Annotated in this window: 21 protein-coding genes; 14 read left to right on the top strand and 7 right to left on the bottom strand. The window is 67.6% G+C overall.

Annotated features, from left to right (window positions below; translation table 11 throughout):
- A partial coding sequence (locus E1263_RS14035; protein ID WP_272949666.1) for a PEP/pyruvate-binding domain-containing protein occupies positions 1-701 on the bottom strand: 701 nt, incomplete at its 3' end.
- A 55-nt stretch (positions 702-756) separates the two neighbouring features.
- On the opposite strand from E1263_RS14035, the gene E1263_RS14030 reads away from it, so the two are divergent.
- Genes E1263_RS14030 through E1263_RS14020 form a run of 3 tightly spaced genes read left to right on the top strand, consistent with a single transcriptional unit; the run spans position 757 to position 2,559 of the window.
- Positions 757-1,110, top strand: coding sequence for a hypothetical protein (locus E1263_RS14030; RefSeq protein ID WP_238161234.1), 354 nt, complete (start codon positions 757-759; stop codon positions 1,108-1,110).
- Complete coding sequence (locus tag E1263_RS14025; RefSeq protein WP_132167718.1) at positions 1,107-1,664, top strand: transcriptional regulator; 558 nt, start codon at positions 1,107-1,109, stop codon at positions 1,662-1,664. The genes E1263_RS14030 and E1263_RS14025 overlap by 4 nt, the downstream gene beginning before the upstream one ends.
- Before the next feature lie 13 nt (positions 1,665-1,677).
- Positions 1,678-2,559, top strand: coding sequence for an NAD-dependent protein deacetylase (locus E1263_RS14020; protein WP_132167717.1), 882 nt, complete (start codon positions 1,678-1,680; stop codon positions 2,557-2,559).
- A 67-nt stretch (positions 2,560-2,626) separates the two neighbouring features.
- Here E1263_RS14020 and E1263_RS14015 read toward each other — a convergent pair whose 3' ends face one another.
- The 6 genes from E1263_RS14015 to E1263_RS13990 form a co-directional block, all read right to left on the bottom strand.
- Positions 2,627-3,640 carry an SGNH/GDSL hydrolase family protein gene (locus tag E1263_RS14015; RefSeq protein WP_238161233.1) on the bottom strand — a complete coding sequence of 338 codons (1,014 nt, stop codon included), beginning with the start codon at positions 3,638-3,640 and terminating at the stop codon, positions 2,627-2,629.
- A gap of 77 nt (positions 3,641-3,717) precedes the next feature.
- Positions 3,718-4,989 (bottom strand): TRAP transporter large permease, encoded by a 1,272-nt coding sequence (locus tag E1263_RS14010; protein WP_132167716.1) that lies wholly within the window; start codon positions 4,987-4,989, stop codon positions 3,718-3,720.
- A 2-nt stretch (positions 4,990-4,991) separates the two neighbouring features.
- A complete protein-coding gene (locus tag E1263_RS14005) occupies positions 4,992-5,501 on the bottom strand; it encodes a hypothetical protein (protein ID WP_132167715.1) in 510 nt (169 codons plus the stop codon).
- Positions 5,498-7,621: a hydantoinase/oxoprolinase family protein gene (locus E1263_RS14000; RefSeq protein ID WP_132167714.1), complete on the bottom strand. Its 2,124-nt coding sequence runs from the start codon at positions 7,619-7,621 to the stop codon at positions 5,498-5,500. Before E1263_RS14000 ends, E1263_RS14005 begins: the two co-directional genes overlap by 4 nt.
- Positions 7,622-7,666: 45 nt before the next feature.
- On the bottom strand, positions 7,667-9,289 hold the full coding sequence (locus E1263_RS13995) for an FAD-dependent oxidoreductase (protein WP_132167713.1): 1,623 nt from the start codon (positions 9,287-9,289) through the stop codon (positions 7,667-7,669).
- Complete coding sequence (locus E1263_RS13990; RefSeq protein WP_202868870.1) at positions 9,286-10,290, bottom strand: LacI family DNA-binding transcriptional regulator; 1,005 nt, start codon at positions 10,288-10,290, stop codon at positions 9,286-9,288. Before E1263_RS13990 ends, E1263_RS13995 begins: the two co-directional genes overlap by 4 nt.
- A 186-nt stretch (positions 10,291-10,476) precedes the next feature.
- Between E1263_RS13990 and E1263_RS13985 the strand changes: the two genes are divergently transcribed.
- The 11 genes from E1263_RS13985 to E1263_RS13935 all read left to right on the top strand — a co-directional run bounded on the left by E1263_RS13985 (position 10,477) and on the right by E1263_RS13935 (position 24,186).
- Entirely contained in the window at positions 10,477-11,469 is a 993-nt protein-coding gene (locus E1263_RS13985; RefSeq protein WP_132167712.1) for a glycoside hydrolase family protein, read from the top strand.
- A gap of 48 nt (positions 11,470-11,517) precedes the next feature.
- Positions 11,518-12,480: a bifunctional riboflavin kinase/FAD synthetase gene (locus E1263_RS13980; protein WP_132167711.1), complete on the top strand. Its 963-nt coding sequence runs from the start codon at positions 11,518-11,520 to the stop codon at positions 12,478-12,480.
- 115 nt (positions 12,481-12,595) lie between these two features.
- Positions 12,596-12,868, top strand: coding sequence for a 30S ribosomal protein S15 (gene rpsO / locus E1263_RS13975; RefSeq protein WP_132167710.1), 273 nt, complete (start codon positions 12,596-12,598; stop codon positions 12,866-12,868).
- 261 nt (positions 12,869-13,129) lie between these two features.
- Positions 13,130-15,355, top strand: a complete 2,226-nt coding sequence (locus E1263_RS13970; RefSeq protein WP_132167723.1) for a polyribonucleotide nucleotidyltransferase — start codon at positions 13,130-13,132, stop codon at positions 15,353-15,355.
- A complete protein-coding gene (locus E1263_RS13965) occupies positions 15,352-16,665 on the top strand; it encodes a M16 family metallopeptidase (RefSeq protein WP_132167709.1) in 1,314 nt (437 codons plus the stop codon). Before E1263_RS13970 ends, E1263_RS13965 begins: the two co-directional genes overlap by 4 nt.
- A gap of 129 nt (positions 16,666-16,794) precedes the next feature.
- On the top strand, positions 16,795-18,495 hold the full coding sequence (locus E1263_RS13960; RefSeq protein ID WP_132167708.1) for an ATP-binding cassette domain-containing protein: 1,701 nt from the start codon (positions 16,795-16,797) through the stop codon (positions 18,493-18,495).
- Between the two features lie 286 nt (positions 18,496-18,781).
- Positions 18,782-20,365: a peptide ABC transporter substrate-binding protein gene (locus tag E1263_RS13955; protein WP_238161232.1), complete on the top strand. Its 1,584-nt coding sequence runs from the start codon at positions 18,782-18,784 to the stop codon at positions 20,363-20,365.
- On the top strand, positions 20,366-21,292 hold the full coding sequence (locus E1263_RS13950; protein ID WP_132167706.1) for an ABC transporter permease: 927 nt from the start codon (positions 20,366-20,368) through the stop codon (positions 21,290-21,292). It begins immediately after the preceding gene.
- Complete coding sequence (locus E1263_RS13945) at positions 21,285-22,181, top strand: ABC transporter permease (protein ID WP_132167705.1); 897 nt, start codon at positions 21,285-21,287, stop codon at positions 22,179-22,181. The genes E1263_RS13950 and E1263_RS13945 overlap by 8 nt, the downstream gene beginning before the upstream one ends.
- Positions 22,178-23,179, top strand: coding sequence for an ABC transporter ATP-binding protein (locus E1263_RS13940; RefSeq protein WP_132167704.1), 1,002 nt, complete (start codon positions 22,178-22,180; stop codon positions 23,177-23,179). The genes E1263_RS13945 and E1263_RS13940 overlap by 4 nt, the downstream gene beginning before the upstream one ends.
- Complete coding sequence (locus E1263_RS13935) at positions 23,179-24,186, top strand: ABC transporter ATP-binding protein (RefSeq protein WP_132167703.1); 1,008 nt, start codon at positions 23,179-23,181, stop codon at positions 24,184-24,186. Before E1263_RS13940 ends, E1263_RS13935 begins: the two co-directional genes overlap by 1 nt.
- The last annotated feature ends 64 nt before the right edge of the window (positions 24,187-24,250 follow it).

Genomic DNA, 24,250 nt, shown 5'->3' with positions numbered 1-24,250 from the left:
GTGCCGCGCAGGGGGACGGTGATGGGGCGGGCTTGGAGGAGCCACAGGCGATCGCCTTCGAAGGCGAATTCGATGTCTTGGGGTGCGCCGAGCAGTTGCTCGACGGCGACGCCCAATTGCCACAGTCGTGCCAATTGCGAGTCGGTGAGGCAATAGGCGGACTGGCCCGCTGCGGTGACCGGCGACGTGGTGGTGCGATCGACTCGCGTGGTCTTGGCGCCGAGGCGGCGTTCGAGGACGTTGCCATCGGCAACGATAAAGGCGTCGGGGGTGACGAGGCCGCTGACCACACTCTCGCCGAGTCCCCACGAGGCTTCGATGTGGCTTGGTGATCCGGTGAAGAGCACCCCGGACACATCCGCCTCGACGTGCCGCTGCACGATCACCGACATTCGTTCACCGGTACGGCGATAGTCGGCCGCGCGTGCTGACCACAGCGATGCCCGGACAGCCGCAACCCGATCCGCCACCTCGGAACGACGAACCCCGAGGAACGAGTCGTACACACCGGCCGCGGAACGACCCGCCGTATCCTCACCCGAGGCGGACGAGCGAACGGCGTACAGGCCGTCAGGTAGATCCACCGCAGCCCCGGGCGGAATGACGGTGCCGGGCGGCACCGGAAAGCCTGCACGCAGCAGCGTGCCGAGTGTTGCGGCCTTGCTGCCGCACTCGGGTCCGGCCGACTCGAGCCTGATCACAGCCCTCCTTCAACAAAATATTGACAACAGAATGTTGATGATCCACTGTTCGGGGATGCAAAGCAACGATCAGGTGCAGGCCCAGCAGGAGGCTGACGCGCGCCGCGAGCTGTTGGCTCGAGGTGCGGATCAGCTCGGCCGGCGGCCGTGGCAGCCGGCGCCGGTCCCGCCGTCCGCGGTGGATCTGCTGCAGTTCTTCCTGCACTCGGACGGTGATCGGGACGCTGCGCTCGCTGCGCTGCAGTTGCTGCCGGCGGCCCGGGCGGAGCTCGATCAGCTGGAGACCGGCCTGATGTTCGCTGCGCGTGGTCTGGGGCTGACCTGGGCCGAGATGGCCCGCGCGCTCGGCCTCAACTCACCGCAGGCGTGTCAGCAGCGCCTCGACCGGCTGACTGCGCGTCAGCCATGAGTACGCCGGAACTCCTCGTTCTGCACGCAGTTCGGCTCCTGGGCTTCGGTGACGAGGCGGCCATCGCAGCGCGGTTCGAACTCGACCCGACGCTGACACATGAGCTCCTGCTCGACTACCAGGCCTCCGGCTGGGTCAGCTGGAGCGAGTTCGCTGGGCTCGAAGGCTGGTCGCTCACAGAGTCCGGCCGGGCCGAGAACGAGCGGCAGCTCGCAGTGGAGCGCCCACCGGTCGTAAAGGACGTCTACGAGGACTTCCTGCCCCTCAACGGCCGCCTGCAGGCTGCCTGCACCAACTGGCAGCTCCGCCCGACCACTACCGACCTACTGGCCGTCAACGACCACACAGACCCTGTGTGGGACGAGCAGGTGGTCGGCGAGCTCGCAGCGATCGGCCGGGAGCTCATTCCGCTGGTTGCGAGGCTGACTGCAGTCCTACCGCGCTTCGCTGGCTACGACACCCGGTTCACTCAAGCGAAGGACGTTGAGACCGCCCACCGGGTCTGGTTCGAGCTCCACGAAGACCTGATCGCCACCCTTGGTGTGCGTCGGTAGTTACCCTGGACGCGTGCGTTCCCGTCCGACTTTGCAGTGGGCCCCCGGCCCCGACGTTCTCGCGCTCGAGCCCGGTACGACGGACCTCGGGCCGATCGCCGAGATCGTCAGCGGCCGCAATACCGTCGTACTGAGTGGTGCCGGGCTGTCCACCGAGTCCGGCATCCCGGACTACCGCGGTGAGACCGGGAGTCTGCGGACGCACACCCCGATGACGTACGACGACTTCGCGAGCAGCGAATCGGGCCGTCAGCGCTACTGGGCGCGCAGCCACCTCGGCTGGCGCACGATCGCCCGCGCTCACCCGAACGACGGCCACCGCGCGGTCGCCGCTCTCCAAGCCCGTGGCTACCTGAGCGGTGTCATCACGCAGAACGTCGACGGCCTCCACACCGCCGCCGGGACCAAGGACGTCATCGAGCTGCACGGGAACCTCGACCGCGTCATCTGCCTCGACTGCGGTACGACGTCTGCGCGCGAGACCCTCGACACCCGGCTCCGCGAGGCCAACCGGGACTTCGAGGCCGAGGCGACCCGGATCAACCCCGACGGTGACGTCGACCTGCCCGACGACGTCGTCCAGCACTTCACAGTGGTCCCCTGCACGGTGTGCGGGGGAGTGCTCAAGCCCGACGTGGTCTTCTTCGGTGAGAACGTCCCCAAGCCCCGCGTGGAGCGCTGCTACCACCTGATCGACGCAGCCACCGCCGTACTGGTCCTGGGGTCGTCCCTGACCGTCATGTCCGGCTTCCGCTTCGTCCGGCACGCAGCCAAAGCCGGTACGCCGGTTCTGATCGTCAACCAGGGCATCACCCGCGGCGACCCGTATGCGCTGCACCGCATCAACCTGCCGCTCGGCCGAGCCCTCACTGAGCTCTTAGCTCAGCTGCCGTAAAACACCACCGGGCCGAGCCATGCGTGAGGTGGCTCGACCCGGGGGCCGCAGTACGGATTGGAAAGGGTCAGCGTTGCGCGCTGGTCCGTACGCGGTCATTGGCGGCCTTGACGGCCGGTGAGGTGGCTGCCTGCTTGGTCAGCTCGCGGCCCTTGGCGGCCCACCCGGCCTGCTCGGTCGCGGTGACGGTCGCGGGCTTGCCGGTCAGCTTCTTGACGGTGAGGGAGGCGACGCCGGCCTGGCCTTCGTAGCGCGGGTGGTAGTTGGCCGCGCGGAGCAGGTTGAGGTCCTTGCCCTGGATCCACGCGACGCCGTCCGGCGCACAGGCGTCGTGACCCGTCGACGGTCCGAAGGTGTCGACGTACGTCGCTCCGGTCGCGGCAGCGGCGTTCGACACGGCCGCGTTGAGCGCCTGCTCGATCGAGTACAGGTAGGCGTAGTCGCCGTCGGCGAACGGCAGGATGTCCGGGCAGGTGCCGTGCTGGGGCGCGATCTTCGGGTAGCCGACCAGCACGATCTTCGCGTGCGGCGACCGCTGTTTGATGCCCTGGACAACGGTCTTGATCCGCGCCTCGGTCTTCACGAGGTTCGCCTTCAGTGTGTCCACGCCGTCGACGGTGAAGTGTTCCTTGCACGGTGCGCCGGCCGGGTCCGAGGCGCGCAGCCCCGGGCAGGTGCCGACGATCGAGCCGAACACCCCGAAGTCGTTGCCGCCGATCCCGAGCGTGACCAGGTCGGTCTGCGAGGTCAGCGCGTCGAACTGCGGCGCCGCCGTACCGAGGGCTGTGCTCTGCGGGTTCAGCATGTTCGTGGTGTCTGCGCCGCCGCAGCTGACATCGCGGAGCCAGCCGACGTCGAGCGCGGCCGCGACCATCTTCGGGTAGTTGCTGTACGAGCGGGCGCAGCCGAGCGACAGCAGGTCCGGGATCGGCACGAAGGGCGCCGAGGTGTAGGAGTCACCGAGAGCGACGTACTCGCGGTAGCGGTGCCCAACGGCACCGGCCGGAGCCGCTGCGGCGACGGTCAGCGCCGCCGTCATCAGCGTCCCGGTGACTACCGCGATCGCGCGGTGAAATCTCACGTGGTCTCCCCAGAGTCGGCAACGCCGCCCACAGTAAGTTGAGTGACGCGCCGATTACAAGGGGTGACCAGGATCAATCAGAGGTAGAGAACCGCGGTCAGCACCATCCCGCCCAGTCCGACCACCCAGGTGAACGGCAGCGTTGAGAGCATCGACCGCTCCGGCCGCACCCCGGCGTACTGAGCCGCCCATACCGTCTGTGTGCTCGTCGGGTCGGAGACGCCGAAGACCTGGTTGTACGACGCCATCAGCCCGACGACTGCGGTCATCGGGTAGATGCCACCGGTCACCAGTACGCCGGCCACTCCGGCGCCGAGGCCGAAGACGTTGAGCGGACCCCGGAACAGGCACAGCGGCACCAGCGCGGCGAACACGATGACGAAGAAGATCGGGCTGGACGGGCTGATCGCCGCCACGATCGGAGTGAGGGCGGTCTTGGCTCCCGGCAGCTTGACCGCCGCCAGCAGCATCCCGATCGCCACGAACAACGCGATCGGTGGGGCCGCGACCTCGAATCCCTTGTACAGCGAGCGAAGCGCCCGCTCGTTCAGGTCGCCCCATCTCGTCGTGGTGACCAGCGCATAGACCACTCCGGCGAGCAGCGACGGCACGATTGGAACCGTGAATCCCAGCGCGAGCACGATCGGCACGAGCGGGGTGGCCAGCGCGTACCAGGGCGCGTCGCCACGGCGGACGCGTGCCTTCGGCCGATCCAGCTGCACCGCCCATGCGTGCCGCGCACCCCGCCGCGTCTGGACGAGGACGTAGGCGATCCCGACCACGAATGCGATCGGGAACAGCCTGATCATGACGGTCCGTACCTCTGAGACCGGTGCACCGAGCGCGTCGGACATGAACTGCCACACCGGCAACTCCAGCGGCGACCCGGCCGAGATCCCCATCAGGACTGTCCCGGCCGCCGCGACCGGACGCAGCCCGACCGCGATCATTGCCGGGATGCCGACGACCCCGGCGAGCATCGCGGCCGGCGCCGAGCCGGTGATGCTTCCGCACAGGATCGACACCGCGAAGACACCGAGCGCCACGACAGCGGGGCGCTCGCCGCCGAACTCCACGATCTTGCGGACGAGCGTGCCGCCGATGCCGGTCTGGTCGAGCAACGTGCCAAGCCAGGAGCCGAGCAGTACGGCGATCATTGTCGCCGCGAGCGTGACAGCGCCGTTCTGCAGCACGCCGGTCAGGATGCTGTCCTTCGCGCCGGTCAGCGGCGCGCCAGAGATCAGCGCGATGCCCAGGGCGAGCCCGGCCAGCGCGAAGGCGGTCGGCAGGATGCGGGTGAGCATCAGCAGGACGCCGACGGCCATCAGAATCAGGATCGCGATCCCCATGATCAGTTCCTTCCCGCGAGGGCGGCGGTGAGCAGCAGGGGGCTGACAGCCAGGCCGCTGCGACGGTGGGCGAAGCGGTGGGCGGCGATCTCGTCAGCGCCGGCCACATGTCCGCGCAGCCGGAACGGGCCGAGTCGTGCGGTGTGGCCGAGGCGCCGGTTCAGCTCGCGGACGTCGAGCTGGTGATGCGCCACCTCGTGGGCAACGGCTGCGCGACGCAGGGACTCGCGAGTGACCGCCCACCCTCGTTCGCGCGCCACCTCTTCGGTACGGCGCAACGCATCCGTGTAGACGATGACGGTGCCGCGCTGGTGTTCCGCCAGCAGCAGCTCACCCTTCCGTACGCCGCCCTCACGCTCGACCACCTGGATGTCGACAGGCATGTCCGTGTCGGCCAGCTCATCGCCGTACTCGAGGGCTGTCTGGGCCCAGGAGCGCAGTTGCTCGCCGGTGCGGTTCTCATGAGTGGGTGTGTCGCGCAGTAGCTCGACTGCCAGCTCCAGGTCGTTCATCCGCGGTCCTCCAGGATCAGGACGACCGGCTCGTCGTCGGCTCGGGTCTTCAGCTCGGCACCGGCCAGAGCGATCAGCTGGTCCCGGTCGAGCACTCCGGACAGGTCAGCGATCTTGGGGCCGACCAGTAGCCACACCGCGGGGATGCGTGCGCCACCGTCGCCGTACCGGGTGTGCTGATCGGTCAGGGCGGCCAGACGCGCGGGCGCCGTACCGGCGTCGACTGTCTCGACCACTGCGCCGTTGCTGTGCAGGCGAATCACGCCCTCGCCGTCGACTACTCGCAGGCGCGTGACTGGCCTAGCGAAGCGGCGACGCTTCGTGGCGCCGAACACGCCGTACTGCGGTGTGGTCGCGAGCTCGCGCACTTCGCTGGGATCGACGCCGATGCTGCGTGCGACCTCGGAGCACAGTTCAACAGGGTCGAGACTGGCGGACCGATCCTTAGTACGAAGTTCTGTGGCACCGGTCGCGACGGCGCGGATCAGGTTGCGCTGTGGGTCGACAGTGACGTCCACCTCGACTCCCGCCGGGTCAGCGCCCTGCGCGACCACGGCTGCCTCGGCCTGGGCACGGGTGGCCAGGATGTCTGCGTTCGATGGGCTCGGCACGATCCGCTCGACCGACTCCCGGACCAGCGCCAGCGCGGCGCCGAGTGGGCTGATCACCTCAGCATGTGCGGCGATCCGCCAGTCGTGGCCGGTCTCGGCGCCCAGGAACGGTGTGACGGCCGCTGCGCCGCCCCCACCGCCGACCAGCGTCGGGTGGTCGAGCCGGTACTCCTGAACAAGCTGGTCGACCACTGCCCGCACCGGCTTCACCGCCTGACGCAGTACTGCCCGCGCTGCTGCTTCCACCGACAGTCCGAGCGCGGCAGCGAGCGGCTGCATCGCAGCCTGCGCGGCCTCCGGGTTGGCGTAGGCGTAGCTGTCAGCTGGTACGACGCCAAGCGCGTTGGCGGCGCAGGTCAGTGTCAGGGCGTACCGAGTGCCGTCCGTGGTCTCGATCGCCACGTAGTCCGCCGGGTCACCAGGCCGCGGCGAAACAGTGATCAGCTTGGCTCCCGACCAGACTGCGGCCGGTGCGAAGCAGGCGTAGGGCAGTCCGGCGATGTGCGCGCTGCGCGGACCCACCTCGGTGATTGCCTTACCGGAGAACCTGATCAACGAACCGCCGCCGATGCCGACCGTCCGGACGTCGAGTGCGGGCAGGTAGGTCTCATGCCCGCCGAGGTGTGCGTGCCGCACCAGCACCCGGCCGCGGCGGACCACGCTGATGTCGGTGGACGTACCACCCGTCTCCAGGAACAGGCCTTCGCTGAGCCGCTCCGCCATCAGCGCACCAGCTACTCCCGCAGCCGGCCCGGACAGCGCGGTCAGCAACGGCCTGCGGCGCATCTCCGCTAGTGACATCACACCGCCGTCGCCACGGACGACCATCAGCGCTGCGGTGATACCTGCTCGCCGGACACTGCTCTCGACCAGATCTGCGGTCGACACCATCCGGGGCATGATTCCGGCGTTCAGAACCGCCGTACGGGCTCTCTTGCTGAGTCCGTAGAGACCGGTGATCTCGTGCGTGGCAGTGGCGAGCACGCCGCGGTCTCGGGCGGCAGCCGCGACGGCGTCCTCGCCAGCGGGGTCGTCCACGCTGAAAGGCTCGACCGCGACGATCACCTCGGCACCTGCGCGTACCAGCTCGTCGACCGCAGCTCCTGCCCGCGACGGATCGCGTACTGCGGCGAAGCGGATGGGCAGCTTGCGCCCCGGCGCCAGCTCCATCTTGGCGAAGGAGCGGAGTCGCTTGGTCGCGAAGGCGTCGAACCCGGTCCCGACCCCGGCGATGCCGACCGTCGCGACATCGCCTTCCAGCAGCGCGTTCGTCGCCTGGGTGGTGCCGTGGGCGAGGAAGGAGACGTCGTCTGCGCTGAGGCCCAGGTCGGCGCGCAGCTTCTCCAGTGCCTCCAGGATGCCGTGGGCGACGCCGTCTTCGTGGTCGTGGCTGGTCGGCACCTTGACCTGGCCGAGCAGTTCGAACGTGCGTGCGTCGACGGCGACCGCGTCGGTGAACGTGCCACCGACATCGATCCCGACCCGCACGGCACCTGGCTGGACTGTCATGGTCCGCACCTCCAGGGGCGAAGCAGTACCTGTTGAGGGGGAAGGTCAGTAGCCCCGGACATCGGGCCACCGTCGTTCGACACCGGACCGGTCGAGCACCCGGGCGAACTCCTCGAACACCGCGGGGTCCTCGCCCACGTGGTGCGGTTCGGTGCCAGTGCGCAGGGCGAACCCGGCCAGCTGCCCGGCGACCTCGCCGATGTTCCACTCGACGGGATGGAGCCGATGGCAACCGTTGGTGATGTGCGTCGTACCGATGTTCTTTCCAGCCGGCAGCAGGTTCCGCATCCGCCGTGGCAGTAGCGCGCCCAGCGGCAACTCGAACGGCACACTCGGTACGTCGACGTAGTTGTCGCCCGCGGTCGAGGGGTGCAGGTCGAGGCGATAGCTGCCGACGCCCACCGCATCGTCACGGCGCTTGCGGCCGGTCGGTCCGAGGATGTCGAGCGAGACGTCCTGTTCGACGATCGTGGTCAGCGCCTTGATCCGGCGGCCCTCCCGCACATAGGCGGACTTGGCCAGGCCGTCGTTCGTTCCGACCACGTCGTGGCGCAGCCGCAGCCCCGGGAAGCCGGTACCGCCGTCGAGCCGGGGAGCGTCGGTCTGCAGCCAGTAGAGGAGTGACAAGGACAGTTGCTTGGCCTCGTCGTGTGCCAGTGCCACATCCTCCGCAGTGGTCACACCGTCGATCTCGAGCGCCGGCCGCAACCAGTAGTCGTTGAGCGGCCAGTTGACCAGAGTGATGTCGGAGTCGAACGCGCCCGGCTGATGCAGCTTGCGAGCCAGGATTCGGCGGAACCCCCAAAGCTCCTTGTCACCGGCGTCGGCGCTCTGGTCGGCGCTGATCGCTAGTGGATCCGTAGTGGGGTTGGGATCGAAGGTGCGGGGGACCGGCTCCAGCGACCGCGGATCCGGCGCCAGGAACCCGAGCAGCGGGCCGGGCCAGAACTCCGGCGTGTAGTCCCGCCAAAACCCGTACATCCGGGGCCGGTCGATGGTGTGGTCCTGCCCGGCATGATGCGAGAGCGCGAAACAGTAGGTGATGCCCTGCAGGTTCGCTGGGTTCGCCTGCTCCGGCGCATGCGCTTCGCCGTACTCGGCCTGCGCCTCGGCGCCGACTGCGAACTCGGTCCCGGTCAGCGGCAGCAGGTCGCCGTTCTCGGTCGCATCGAGCACGTAAGTCGCGCTGATCGTGGTGCGCGTGCCGTCCGGACCCTCAAGGGTCACTGCGTCGACCCGGTCACCGGAGACGTCCGCTGCGACCGCTCTGTGCTGCAACAGGACTGTGAGCCGACCAGCCGACCGGTGTGGCGCCAGCATCGCCTCCAGGACCGCCAGTGCGACGCGGGGCTCGTGGCACAGCTTGCTCACCCGGCCTGCCCCTGGATTGAGGTCAGCTAGCACGGCCGCCTCCGCACGCAGCGGGTAGTGCCGCCGGTAGTAGTCGCGCACACCCTCCCGGAACCGCCGGTACGACGACGTGCTGCCGAACTGCTCGATCCACGGGTTCTCGTCCGGCGGTACGGCCTGGGCGGTGAACTGCCCGCCCACCCAGTCGGTCTCCTCGGTCAGCACGACGCGGTGTCCTGCCGAAGCGGCGGCCAGCGCGGCAGCGACGCCACCGACTCCACCACCGACAACGAGGATCTCGGTGTCGAGCTCAGTCATTCAGTACTCCTTGGCGGTCCGACCTCACGGCCGGCTACAGGTGGGCACCACAGCAGTTGCTGCGGCGTCGTGGCTTTGTCGGTAATGAGCTCGATGAGCAGCCGCACCGCATGCCGCCCCATCTCCTGCATCGGGACCTCGAACCCGCTCACACCAGGCGGCCCACCCAGCACCGCGAGCGACAGATCACCCGGCACCGACAGCCCGGCCGCATCGACAGCCGCGCGCACCGCCCGGTACGCCGTACCGGTGTCGGTGCCTTCGACGACTAGCGCGGTCACGCCGTCGGCCAGCCAGGAGCGCACTGCGTCGGCGGACAGGTCCGGTCCGTCGAGCCGGACGACCTGGGTGCTCGGAGCCGCCTGCAGGACGCCGAGCAGGCGGTCCTCCGACGAGGGGGCTTCGTCAGGCTCCCGGACGTACCGGATGTTGCGGTGACCCAGGCTGAGCAGCCGCTCCAGCACCTGTGCCGAAGCGGTGACGTAGTCCGCGCCGATGTACGGGATGCGGCCGCCGAGCTCAGGTCGGCGACCGATGTAGACCAGCGGGAAGCCCGTCTCGACCAGCCGGGCCACCGGAGCCTCCGGCACCTGCCGTCCGAAGAACAAGCAGCCGTCGGCCATCCGGGTCCGGCGGATCGCCGTCTCCTGACGGGCTTCCGGTCCGCTCGTGCCGGTGAACAGGATGAGGTCCTGACCGAGCGAAGCGGCCTCGGCCTCTACGCCGGACAGGATCGGGTGGTAGATGTCCGCCTCGTTCGTGGGGAACGCGGTGCGGAACGTGTAGAGGCCGAGCAGGTTCGAGCGCGAGTGTGCGAGCCGCTTGGCGACCGGATGCGGCACATAGCCGAGCTCCTCGGCCACCTCCAGGATCCGGGCCCGGGTCTCCTCGGCCATCCGGATCGTCTGCTTGCCACCGAGCACGACGGAGACGGCGGCCTGCGACACCCCGGCGATCCGGGCGATATCCGCCTGCCGTGGCATTCGGCGTTCTGTGGTCATCTCACGTCTCCTGGCTGGCTAATGCGCTTTAGGGGAGCATCAAGGGGATTTCGAATGAAGTCAAGACCTGCGGGATTCGCCAGTAAATCGCTCAGAGCGGCGACTAATGCGTATTAGCATCTTGACAGGGTTCGGCGACCGCGACCATGGTCGGTGCACCAGCCCCCGCCCCGAGGATGTGGTCGTATGACGCAGATTTCCCGCCGAACCGTGCTGCTGGGAGCCGCCGGCGCAGGCCTGGGCCTGCCGCTACTGGGCGCCGCTCCGGCCAGTGCCGCGCCCGCCGGATTCCCGACGTACCGGTATGTCCGGACCGCGTTCGACAAGACCAAGCTCAAGTACGAGCCAGCGCGCAAAGAGGTGATCTTCCCCTGCATCCGTGGCACCGCGGGGCGGATCGCGAACCCGCTCGGCCGCTACTACCTGTACTACGCGCCGCACGACGCGCCCGGCGGTATCTGCCTGAGCTACAGCGACAGCCTCGAGGGACCGTTCATCGAGTACCCGAACAACCCGATCGTGGCGCGCGACTGGAGCCCGCACTACAACGTCAGCCACGTGTCGTCGCCGCATGTGATCTGGAACGAGGCGGCCAAGGAGATGTGGCTCTACTTCCACGGCGAGAACACCACGACCCGCCTGGCGCGTTCCAAGGACGGCATCCACTTCACCTACGACAAGGTCGTCCTGTCGACGTCGATGATGCCGGCCGGTACGACGGAGACGTCGTACGCGCGCGTTTTCGAGCACGACCTGCCCGCCAAGGGGTCGAAGTACGTGATGGTCTTCATGATCAACACCACGGCGAATCACCGGTCGATCGGCTGGGGCCGGTCGGTCGACGGACGCACCTGGGTCTTCTCACCCAACTCGCTGATCCGCCCGGAAGAGGTGGGCTCGCAGAACATCGGTGCGCCGACGCTCGTGCACCGCAACAACTCGACGTACGTGATCTACCACCAGGACAAGGGGTCCGGCGGACGGATGCTGATCACGGAGGTCGGCAACGACTTCACCAAGCGCAACCACCTCGGTGTGTTCCACAATCCGCTGGCCGGTGCTCCGGACAACGGCCGTTGCGCCGCAGCGTCGTTCGGCACCATGGACGGCAAGGAGTACATGTTCTACGAGGCCGGGGAGCGGCTGGCCGGAGCGATCGCGATCGCCCGCGCGGTCTGATTGTGGGCCGGTGATCTGAGGGTCCGCCAGCCATGGAATCCTGGGATCATGCAGGTCTGGCACGGTTTGGACGAGGTGGGCGCGGAGTTCGGTCCGTCGGTCGTCACCATCGGCAACTTCGACGGAGTGCATCGCGGTCACCAGGAGGTGCTCGCGCACGCCAAGGCGCGCGCGGCCGAGCTGGGTGGGCTGCCGGTGGTCGCGCTCACCTTCGACCCGCACCCGATGCGGGTGCTGCGGCCGGATCACGCGCCGCTGATGCTCAGTGAGCCCACTCAGCGGGCGGAGCTCCTCGGCCAGCACGGCGCGGACGCCGTGCTGATCCTCCCGTTCGACAAGGACGTGGCTGCCTGGCCGGCGGAGGAGTTCATCGAGCGCGTACTGGTCGGCACGCTGCACGCCAAGGCGGTCGTGGTGGGAGAGAACTTCCGCTTCGGCCACCGCGCCGCCGGCCACGTCGACACGCTCGTGGCGGCCGGTACGACGTACGGGTTCCAGGTGGAGGGTCTGAGCCTGGCGGGCGATGCACAGCCGTGGTCGTCGACGTACGTGCGTCAGGAGCTGGCGGACGGGCATGTAGAGGCCGCTGCTGAGGCGCTGGGACGCCCGCTGCGGGTGACCGGTGTGGTCATCGAGGGAGACAAACGGGGGCGTGAGCTCGGCTACCCGACCGCGAACATCCCCGCCGACCCGACTGCCGCCGTACCGCAGGATGGTGTGTACGCCGGGTGGCTGACTGTGCTCACCCCGGCCTCAGGGGCTCCGGTCTACGGTGATCCGATGCCCGCGGCAATCAGTGTCGGCAGCAACCCGACCTTCGACGGTGTCGACCGGCGGGTGGAGTCGTATGTGCTGGATCGCGACGACCTCGAGCTGTACGGCGCCCGGATCGCGATCGACTTCGTGGCCCGGTTGCGGGGGAGTCAGATCCGCTTCGAAACCATCGATGACCTGCTGGTTCAGATGAAGGCGGACGTTGACGGGGCGCGTCAGGTTCTGACCGCGAATTAGTGCTGCCCGTCCACGGACTGATACTCTGGGCGCTGCCGTCTGACGGCCGCGGATCGAGAGTGCTCGGGTGACGAAGCCCCGGTGCGCCGCGCAACGGAAATCGAGAGGAACTTCTGTGTCAGCTGTTGATGCTGCAACGAAGAAGAAGATCATGGGCGAGTACGCCCTGACCGAGGGCGACACGGGTTCTCCCGAGGTCCAGGTTGCGCTACTGACGTTCCGGATCGCGCACCTGACCGAGCACCTGAAGGAGCACAAGCACGACCACCACAGCCGTCGTGGCCTGCTGCTGCTCGTCGGTCAGCGCCGCCGGCTGCTGAACTACCTGGCGAAGAAGGACATCAGCCGCTACCGGTCCCTGATCGAGCGGCTCGGCCTGCGCCGATGACGTCGTGAGGAGCGGCCGCCGAGGTTGGGTGGCCGCTTCTCACGTATCCACGCACAGCTGTTCGCGTGGACACAACTGAATACAGACGTAACGAGGCGACGCGAAGCGCGTGGCGGGAGGACCCGGTCCTCGGTAGTGACCTTCGGATTCAGACGGAATCCGCGGGCCTCGATCGAAGACCGGCACCCGATAGCTCGCGCCTCGCAGTCGTCAACACTGTGACGAGAGGGGTATCCCGTGTCGGGATCCACCAACGCGCCGATGGACGGCGCACAATTTTCTGAGGCCGTTGTCGACAACGGCAGTTTCGGTACTCGCACCATCCGCTTCGAGACGGGCCGTCTGGCTCAGCAGGCCGCCGGCTCCGCCGCCGCCTACCTCGACGGCGACACGATGGTGCTCTCGGCCACCACGGCGAGCAAGAAGCCCAAGGACCAGTTCGACTTCTTCCCGCTGACGGTGGACGTCGAAGAGCGGATGTACGCCGCCGGTCGCATTCCGGGCTCGTTCTTCCGTCGCGAGGGACGGCCCTCGGAAGAGGCCATCCTGACCTGCCGGCTGATCGACCGCCCGCTGCGGCCGTCGTTCGTCTCCGGCCTGCGCAACGAGATCCAGGTCGTCATCACGGTCCTGGCCCTGAACCCGGACAAGCTGTACGACGTGCTCGCGATCAACGCGGCGTCGATGTCCACCCAGATCGCCGGCCTGCCGTTCTCGGGCCCGATCGGCGCTGTCCGCGTTGCCCTGATCGGCAACCAGTGGGTCGCGTTCCCGACCCACACCGAGCTCGAGGACGCTGTCTTCGACATGGTGGTCGCGGGTCGCGTCACCGATGCCGGTGACGTCGCGATCATGATGGTCGAGGCCGAGTCCACCTCGACCACCTTCGACAAGGTTGCCGGTGGCGCCCAGGCGCCGACCGAAGAGATCGTTGCCGAGGGCCTCGAAGCCGCCAAGGGCTTCATCAAGACCCTGGTCGACGCGCAGTCCGAGCTGGCCGCCCTGGCGTCCAAGCCGACCGGCGAGTTCCCGGTCTTCCCGGACTACCAGGACGACGCGTTCGCCGCCGTCGAGAAGGCCGCGACCGAGGAGCTGGTCGAGGCGCTCGCGATCACCGGCAAGCACGACCGCGACGACGCCACCGACGCCGTCAAGGCCGCCGTGGTGGCCAAGCTGGCCGCTGACTTCGAGGGCCGTGAGAAGGAGCTGTCCGCAGCCTTCCGCTCGCTGACCAAGAAGCTCGTCCGCAACCGCGTCCTCAAGGACAAGATCCGGATGGACGGCCGCGGGCTGGCCGACATCCGCCCCCTGAAGGCGCAGATCGGCGTCCTGCCGCGCGTCCACGGTTCGGCGATCTTCGAGCGCGGCGAGACCCAGATCATGGGTGTCACCACGCTGAACATGCTCCGGATGGAGCAGCAGCTCGACACGCTCTCCCCGGAGACGCGCAAGCGCTACATGCACAACTACAACTTCCCGCCGTACTCGACCGGTGAGACCGGCCGGGTCGGTTCGCCGAAGCGTCGCGAGATCGGCCACGGTGCTCTCGCCGAGCGCGCCCTCGTGCCGGTGCTGCCGTCGCGGGAGGACTTCCCGTACGCGCTGCGTCAGGTGTCCGAGGCCCTCGGGTCGAACGGCTCCACCTCGATGGGCTCGGTCTGCGCCTCGACCCTGTCGCTGCTGAACGCCGGTGTGCCGCTGAAGGCCCCCGTCGCCGGTATCGCGATGGGCCTCATCTCCGGTGAGGTCAAGGGCAAGACCGAGTACGTCGCGCTGACCGACATCCTCGGCGCCGAGGACGCGTTCGGCGACATGGACTTCAAGGTCGCCGGTACCAAGGACTTCGTCACGGCCCTCCAGCTGGACACGAAGCTCGACGGCATCCCGGCCAGCGTGCTCGCCGGTGCGCTGACCCAGGCCAAGGAAGCCCGCCTGACCATCCTCGACGTGATGGCCAAGGCCATCGACGCCCCGGGTGAGATGAGCGAGTTCGCGCCGCGGGTCATCTCGGTCAAGGTCCCCGTGGACAAGATCGGAGAGGTCATCGGCCCGAAGGGCAAGATGATCAACCAGATCACCGACGAGACCGGCGCCGACATCTCCATCGAGGATGACGGCACCGTCTACATCGGTGCGACCGACGGCCCGTCGGCCGAGGCCGCGCGCGCGATGATCAACGCGATCGCGAACCCGACGATGCCGGAGAAGGGTGAGCGCTACCTGGGCACGGTCGTGAAGACGACCAACTTCGGTGCGTTCATCAGCCTGCTCCCGGGCAAGGACGGCCTGCTGCACATCAGCAAGCTGCGTGGCCTGGCCGGTGGCAAGCGCGTCGAGGCCGTCGAGGATGTTCTCTCGGTCGGTCAGAAGCTCCAGGTCGAGATCGCCGAGATCGACGACCGCGGCAAACTGTCCCTGATCCCGGTAGTCGAGGGTGAAGACGGCGCCAAGGCCGACGACGACAAGGGTGCTGACTCCGCCGAGTGAGTAGAGCCATCACCAGCACTTTGCTGAGCCCGGAGGCGGGCGGTCCGATCAAACGGACCGTCCTGCCCTCCGGGCTTCGTGTGCTGTCCCAGTCCGTACCGGGCTTTCGCTCGGTCACCTTCGGTGTGTGGGTCGGCGTCGGCTCCCGCGACGAACCGGAGCAGCTGAACGGCGCGACGCACTTCCTCGAGCACCTGCTGTTCAAGGGCACCGAGCGTCGCGACGCCCTGGAGATCTCGGCCGAGATCGACGCGGTCGGCGGTGAGATGAACGCGTTCACCGGCAAGGAGTACACCTGCTACTACGCGCGGGTGCTCGACACCGACCTGCCGCTCGCGGTCGACGTCATCTGCGACATGATCACCTCGGCCACCCTGACGAGCGACGACGTCGAGAGCGAACGCGACGTCATCGACGAAGAGATCGCGATGCACGCCGACGAGACGTCGGACCACATCCACGATCTGTTCGCCGAGCAGCTGTGGGGCACGTCCCCGCTCGGCCGCTCCATCACCGGTACGCCGGATTCGGTGGCCGCGCTGACCCGTCAGCAGGTCGTCGGCTGGTACCGCCGCCGCTACAAGCCCGCCAACATCGTCGTCTCGGTCGCCGGCAACGTCGAGCACGGTGACGTCGTTCGCCTTGTGCGTAAGGCCTTCGAGCGGCACTGGGTCACCACCGAGGCCGAACCGGCCCCGGTCCGGCGACCGTCGGGCCGCCGCATTCCGACGTACGGCGGAAGTCGGGTTCACCACCGCGACGTCGAGCAGGCGCACATGGTGTTCGGCCTGCCAGGGCTGGTCCGCAACGACCCCCGCCGGTATGCCGCCGGTGTGCTGAACGGGATTGTCGGCGGCGGGATGTCGTCCCGGCTGTTCCAGGAGGTCCGCGAGAAGCGCGGTCTGGCCTACTCGGTCTTCACCTTCGGTTCGGCGTATGCCGATGCCGGCATGGTCGGCGTGTACGCCGGCTGCTCGCCGAAGAAGGCGCCCGAGGTCCTGGACGTAGTGCGCGCCGAGCTCGAGTCGATCGCGTCCGGCACGATCACGCCCGACGAGCTGCTCCGCGGCAAGGGCCAGATGCGTGGCTCGGTCGTCATGGGTCTCGAGGACACCGGTGCGAAGATGACCCGGATCGCCAAGGCCGAGCTCGTCTACGGCGAGCTGCCCACGGTCGACCAGATCCTGAACTCCATCGACGCCGTCACCCTCGACGATGTCACCGCCCTGGCAGCCGAGCTGTACGCCGGCACGCCTGCTTTGACCGTGATGGGCCCCTTCGAGGAAGACACCACGGCCTTCGCGCTGTAATCTCGACCGCACGTCACACGTGATCTGCCGCTGGATCTCACTCTGAACGAGATCATAAGCACTTGACGGCCGACGGTTCCCGCGCTGTTTCCGCAGCGCGGCTCCGGCCTGTCTTCTGCGAGGATCACGATGCTCGAGACGTTGCGTACTGCCCGCGACTCCCTGATCGACGCTGCTCGGGTTTCACCCGGCTGGCTGACCCTGTGCTCGGTCCTGGTGCTGATCCAAGCCGCCGTTCCCGGACTGCAGGTCGTGCTGATCGGGGGTCTCGTCGATGCCCTGACCGCCGGTCGCCGGCCGTGGGGGCTACTCATCGGGCTGACCGTCGTGGTCGGCTCGATGTATCCGCTGAGCCAAGTGACGATGGCGGCCGGTCAGCGAATGACGCTCTGGCTCAAACTGCACTACCGCTCCGAACTCGCGTACGCCGCCGCCCGGCTCAGCCCGAGTCGCCTGGCCGAACCCGCCACCGCCATTGCCCTGGAGGCGGGCCAAGCCGCGACGGACCCGATCAGCGGCGTCGCGACGCGGCCGGTGCAGGTGCTCGGAGCCGGCGTGACCTCAGTGGTCCTGTGCGCGGCGATCTGGTCGATCAATCCACTCTCCGGGCTGCTGGTCCTGGGTGCGCTGATTCCGACCGTGATCGCCTTCACCGCGATCTCCCGGATGGAATCACGCGGCTGGCCACGGGTGGCCGAGCAGGAGCGCCGCGCGGCGTACGCCACCGAACAACTCCTGCAGCAACGCTCCGGTACCGAACTGGCCGTCCTCGGCTCGGGCCACAAGGTCGCCGACCTCGTCGTGAACCACCGCACCGCCGCGAGCCGGGTGCTCGACTGGATGATCGGCGTGGCAATGGCATGGGAGCTCGCGGCTGCTCTGGCCGGTGCGGTGCTGTTCGGTGCAGCCCTCGTCGCGCTGGTGAGCGGCGGCGCCAGCGGCGGAGCGGCAGCGGCTGCGATCGCTGGCACAATCTCCGGGCTGAACGCGATTCGCTTGTGTGGCTATGCGTTCGGGACCATCATCACCGCGGCACCGCAGGCCCAGATCTACCGCGAGTTCGTTCGGAGCGTCCCCGCCCGCGCCCCGCAGAGCGTCGTACCGGTGGTTGAGTCTGTTGCTCTCGACAACGTTATTTTCCGGTATCCGGGGGCTGAGCGGGCCGCGTTGTCGGGTGCTTCGATCACTGCGAGGCGCGGCGAGATGATCGCGTTGGTCGGGGTGAACGGGGCGGGCAAAACGACAGCGGTGAGCTTGCTGGTCGGCGGGCTGAATCCGGTGAGTGGGCGGGTTCTGATCGATGGGCGTGATGCTGCGGGGATGAGCGAGGCCGAGCGGCTGGGGCATTTTGGGTTGCTGGTGCAGGAGTTCGGCCGGTTCGAGTTCACCCTGCGGGATGCGGTCGCGCTGGGGTCGCCGGAGGCCGTATCGGACGATGCCGTATGCAAGGCGTTGGCGGGGACCTTTGCGGCGGACCTTCCGCTCGACACTCAGCTAGGGCAGCAGTGGGGTGGGACCGGGATCTCCGGTGGGCAGTGGCAGCGGGTGGCACTCGCCCGGATCCAGCTGCGCAATGCCGGTATCTGGATCCTGGACGAACCCACCAGCGCGATCGACGCCGAGGCGGAACGCGAGATCTTCGCCGACCTCCGCCGTACGAAGGAGGCTCGCATCACCATCGTCGTGTCACACCGCGCGTCCACCCTGACCGAGATGGACCGCATCTACGTCATCGACGAAGGCGCCGTCGTCCAGCAAGGGACCTACCGGCAACTGCTCGCGGAGCCTGCGGGCCGCTTCGCCCGCCTGTTCGCAACCCAGCAGGACTGACCCGCCTGCGCGCTTGTGCGCACAAACTGATCAGTCAGGAAGAAGGGCTTGACATCTGATGACTTCGGTCGATAAGGCCGCTAATGTGGATTGGTTCGGCGTGGCTCACCCAGGGTCATCTGAGGTCTTGGTCAGGTAACGCCTGCGTTACCAAGCCGCTTTTCGGGGCTGACAACGTTGACATGCGCAGTTTCGACCAGCGACCATGACGCATGTTCCGCCCGCTGAACGGCGATGTGCCGAGGAAGTTGGTTCGACCGTGCGACGTCTGACTGGGGTTGTGGGGGTGGCACTCGGACTCTCGCTGGTGCTCGCCTCGTGTGGTGGCAAGTCCGGCGGGGACAGTGGCTCCGGTGACGGCGCGAAGAGCGTGACGATCGCGATCGCCGCCGAACCGCTGGAGTACATCAACCCGCTGAACGAGAACGGCAGCCCGGGGATCCAGGTCGCGATGGCGATGTTCGCCCCGCTGGTGACCACCGATCCGAACAGCGGCAAGCTGCTGAACGTGATGGCCGACTCGGTCACTCCGGACAAGACCAGCCAGACCTGGACGATCAAGCTGCACCCGGGCAACACGTTCCAGAACGGTCAGCCGCTGACCGCGAAGGACTACGTGGACAGCTGGAACCTGACCGCCCAGGGCTCGCAGGCCTGGAAGAACAACGGCTTCTTCTCCAAGATCGAGGGCTACGAGGCGCTGAACCCGGAGACCCCGGAGGGCGCGACGCCGAAGCCGACCTCGGTGAAGGCGCTGAGCGGCCTGAAGCAGGTCGACGACCTGACCTTCACGGTCAAGCTGAAGGTGCCGTTCTCGCAGTTCGGGCTGACCCTGCAGTACCTCGGCCTGGCGCCGCTGCCGGAGGAGATCCGCAAGGACCCGGACGCCTACAAGCGCAAGCCGATCGGCAACGGCCCGTTCAAGCTGGCCGCCGACTGGAACGCCGGTGACGACATCAAGCTGGCCAAGTGGGACGGCTACAAGGGCCCGCTGGTGCCGGAGGCCAGTGCGATCACCTACCGCTTCATCCCGAACGCGGACACGGCGTACAACGAGTTCCTGGCCGGCAACCTCGACTTCGTCGACGTGCCGTCGACCAAGGTGAAGACCTTCAAGGACGATGCCCCGGACAAGTGGGTGACCAGCGCCAGCTCCGGCGCCAACTACCTGACGATCCCGGCCTGGGACGAGCGCTACAAGAACCCGAAGATCCGGCACGCGATCTCGATGGCGATCGACCGGAAGGCCTTCGCCGACCTGGTCGGGCTGTCCGTGCCGGCCAAGGCCCTGGTGTCGCCGGACATGGACGGATACCGCGCCGACGCCTGCAAGTACTGCGACTTCGATGTGACCAAGGCCAAGCAGCTGCTCGCCGAGGCCGGCGGCTTCTCCGGGCCGGTCAACATCAACTACAGCACGACATCCGCGAGCGGCCAGGTCAATGCCGAGGCGATCGGAAACATGCTTCGGCAGAACCTCGGCGTCGAGGTGAAGTACACCGGCAAGACTGGGTCGGAGATCACCGAGCTGGCCGACAAGCGCAAGCTCGACGGTCTGCGGTTCAGCGGCTGGGGGCACGACTACCCGTCGATCGAGGACTACCTGACCCCGATGTTCAAGTCCAACGGCGACGCCAACTTCGCCCACTACGCCAACCCGGCACTGGACGCCGTACTGGCCAAGGGTGACGCGGAGCCGGATCCGGAGAAGGCGATCAAGCTCTACCAGCAGGCCGAGGACATCGCGCTCGCGGACATGCCGCTGATCCCGACGTTCACCAAGTCCAACGCATCCCTGCACTCGGACAAGATCGAGCCGCGGGTCTCCAAGTTCGTCGGCGTCTCGGCGCTCTGGGCGACGTTCAAGTAGATGATCCGGTACATCCTTCGCCGCGTCGTGGCGGCGATTCCGATCGGCGTGATCGTCACGCTGGGGGTCTACGCGCTCGTCTTCGCGATGCCCGGAGACCCTCTGCGGGAACTGGCCGGTGACAAGCCGATCCCGGCCGCCGTACTGGCCGCGAAGCGGGCCCAGTTCCACCTCGACGATCCCTTCATCGTCCAGTACCTGCTGAGCATGAAGGACATCCTCACCGGCAACTTCGGTACGACGTTCGCAGGCGCGGACATCGCCGACCAGTTGCGGCTGCGGATCCCGGTGACGCTGAAGCTCACACTGCTGGCCAACGTGTTCCAGTGGACCTTCGGTCTGCTGTTCGGGATCTACGCCGGGTTCAAGCGGAACGGCTGGATCGACCGGTCGTTGCTGCTGGCAACACTGGTGCTGCTCGCCGTCCCGGGGCTGGTGGCGTTCTTCGCCGCGCAGTTCGTGTTCGGTGTCCAGCTCAAGTGGTTCCCGGTGTCCGGTGTCCTGGACGGCTTCCCGACGTCGTACCTGCTGCCGTCGCTCGTGATCGGGCTGCTCGGCTTCGCCGGTCTGGCGCGACTGATGCGGACGTCGATCGTCGAGACGGTCAACGCCGACTTCGTGAAGACCGCGCGGGCCAAGGGGCTGGGCGAGCAGCGGGTGCTCTGGCGGCACATCCTGCCGAACGCGATGCTGCCCGTGGTGACCTTCCTCGGCCTCGATCTGGCCGGCATGTTCGGCGGCGCGATCATCACCGAGTCCATCTTCAACCTGCCCGGGCTGGGGCAGTTCATGTTCCAGGCGATCAAGCTGAAGGAGGGCGGGGTCGTGGTGCTGTTGTCGACGCTGGCGTTCCTGTCGTTCATCCTGATCAACCTGCTCGTGGATCTCCTCTACGGAATCCTGGATCCGAGGGTGCGCCATGTCTGATGTCACCGCGGTGGTCAGCGCCGAAGCGCAAGAGCTCGGCGACGGGCGCACCCTGTCGAACCGGGAGCTGCTGCGAGCGCTGCTGCGCAAACCGCAGTTCGTCCTCTGCAGCTTGATCCTGCTGGGCTTCTTCGCGATGGCGGCGTTCCCGAAACTCTTCACCTCGGCCGACCCGCGCTTCTGCGAACTGGGCAAGAGCCGCCAGGGCCGCAGCGACGGGCATCCGTTCGGCTTCGACATCCAGGGCTGCGACTACTTCGCCAACGTCGTGTACGGCGCTCGCCCGTCCGTGCTCGTGAGTATCTGCGCGAGCTTCGGCGTCTTCGTGCTGGCCGGAACCTTCGGTCTGCTCGCCGGATACTTCCCGGGTGCCATCGACGCGGTGATCTCGCGGACCGCGGATGTGCTGTTCTCGATCCCGGGTCTCGTCGTACTGATCGTGATCCTGAACTCGGTGCCCAACCGCAGCATCTGGATCATCGTCGGTGTCATCCTGCTGATCGGCTGGCCGGGCGGCATGCGGTTGATGCGGGCAACGGTCTTCTCGGTCCGCAACCGCGAATACGTGCTGGCGGCGAAATCGATCGGCGTACCGCCGGTGCGGATTCTGCGCAAACATGTGTTCCCGAACGCGATGGCACCGCTGCTCGCGATGACCACGCTCGGCATCGGCGGCATGGTCGGGCTCGAGGCCGCACTGACCTTCCTCGGCGTCGGTCTGCAGCCACCATCCATTTCGTGGGGATCACAGTTCGGCGTGGCCGCGTCGTACCGGGATACTCCGCACTTGTTCGTCTGGCCGGCGTTGTTCATCTCCACGATGACGATCTCGTTCATGATCATCGGCGACTCCATCAGGGACGCCCTCGACCCGAAACTCATGCGATGACTGCGACTGGCGAAGTTCTGCTCAAGGTCGACAACCTGACCGTCGAATTCGACACGCCACGTGGTCCGGTGCGGGCTGTGGACGGGGTGTCGTGGCAGGTGCGGGCCGGCGAGACGCTGGCGATCCTGGGGGAGTCGGGGTCGGGCAAGAGTGTGTCGACGCAGGCGCTGACCGGGATCCTCGAGATGCCGCCGGGGCGGATCGTGTCCGGTACGGCGGAGTATCGCGGTGCCGACTTGATCGCGATGACGACGAAGGAGCGGCGCAAGATCGTCGGGGACCGGATCACCATGGTGTTCCAGGACTCGCTGTCGGCGTTGAATCCGGTGCAGTCGGTCGGGACGCAGATCGCCGAGTGCTATCGCGTACATCGGGGGTTGTCGAAGAAGGACGCGCTGAAGAGGGCGGCCGAGATGCTCGACCAGGTGCGGATTCCAGCCGCCGCCAAGCGGGCCCGGGACTATCCGCACGAGTTCTCCGGCGGGATGCGGCAGCGCGTGATGCTGGCGATGGCGCTCGCGCTGGATCCCGACGTACTGATTGCCGACGAGCCCACGACGGCGCTCGACGTGACCGTGCAGGCGCAGATCCTCGAGCTGATCGCGGAACTGCAGGCTGAGCGCGACATGGGCGTCGTACTGATCACTCACGACCTCGGTGTTGTTTCAGACGTGGCCGACAACGTGGTGGTGATGTACGCCGGTCATGTCGTCGAGCGGGCGTCGACCGCGGCGGCGCTCGATCATCCGGTGCATCCGTACACCGAGGGCCTGCTCGGTTCGATGCCGTCGGCGGACCTCAAGGGGCAGGAGTTGCCAACCATCCCCGGTACGCCGCCGTCGTTGCGATCGATTCCGTCCGGGTGCGCGTTCCGGCCGCGGTGCCCGATCGCCATCGAGGAGTGCGCGCACGACGTACCGCCGTTGCTGACGGTGGCTCCCGGCCGTGATGCCGCGTGCATCCGGCGGACGACGCTGGCCGAGAAGGAGGCCGTCTGATGGCCGAAGAGTTGCTGGTGGCAACGGATCTGGTGAAGCACTACGACATCAGCCCGGCGCTGCACTTCGGGTCGAAGGTGCTGGTCCGTGCGGTCGAAGGCGTGAACTTGACGCTGCGCAAGGGTGAATCGCTCGGCATCGTCGGTGAGTCCGGCTGCGGTAAGTCCACGCTGGTCCGGCTGCTGGCCGCTTTGGAGAAGCCGACGTCCGGTCAGCTCCTGTACGGCGGTGTCGAGGTCAACAAGCTGCGTGGTCGCGAGCTGCGGAAGTGGCGGCAGAACGTCCAGGTCGTCTTCCAGGACCCGTACTCCAGCCTGAACCCGCGGATGCGCGTCGGCGAGATCATCGCCGAGCCGTTGGAGGTCCATCCGGATGTCTCGAAGGGTCTGAACATCCGGAACCGGGTCCGGGAGTTGCTGGAGCTGGTCGGCCTGCGAGCTGAGGACGAGACCAAGTTCCCGCATCAGTTCTCGGGCGGTCAGCGGCAGCGGATCGGGATCGCACGGGCGATCGCGCTCAACCCCGATGTGCTGCTCTGCGACGAGCCGGTCTCGGCGCTGGATCTGTCCGTTCAGGCGCAAGTCGTGAACCTGTTGATGCGACTCCAGCGGGAGCTCGGGTTGAGCATCATCTTCGTTGCGCACGACCTGTCCGTCGTACGGCATGTGTCCGATCGGGTCGCGGTCATGTACCTCGGCCGGGTCGCGGAACTCGGCGATCACCAGGACGTGTACGACGTACCGGCGCATCCGTATACCCAAGCGCTGCTGTCGGCCGAGCCCGGGCTGGCCCGCCAAGGCCGCAAGCGGATTGTCCTGGCCGGCGACCCGCCCTCTCCGGTCTCACCGCCGTCCGGCTGCCGCTTCCACACCCGCTGCCTTCGCGCCGAAGCCCGCTGCAGTACCGAAGAACCTCAGCTCCGCGCCATCCCCAGCGGCCAAGCCGTCGCCTGCCACTTCGCCGAAGACGCCCAATCCGCCTACACCCCGGCCGTCGCAGACGCCTGATCCGTGTCCACGCCTTGAGCACCCCTCAGTCACTTTCCCGCCCCCGAAAGGGCCGAGCCGTGCT

Source organism: Kribbella antibiotica (assembly GCF_004349055.1).
GTDB lineage: Bacteria > Actinomycetota > Actinomycetes > Propionibacteriales > Kribbellaceae > Kribbella > Kribbella antibiotica.
The sequence above is the reverse complement of the archived record's forward strand: the minus strand, read 5'-3'. Positions and strand labels throughout refer to the sequence as shown.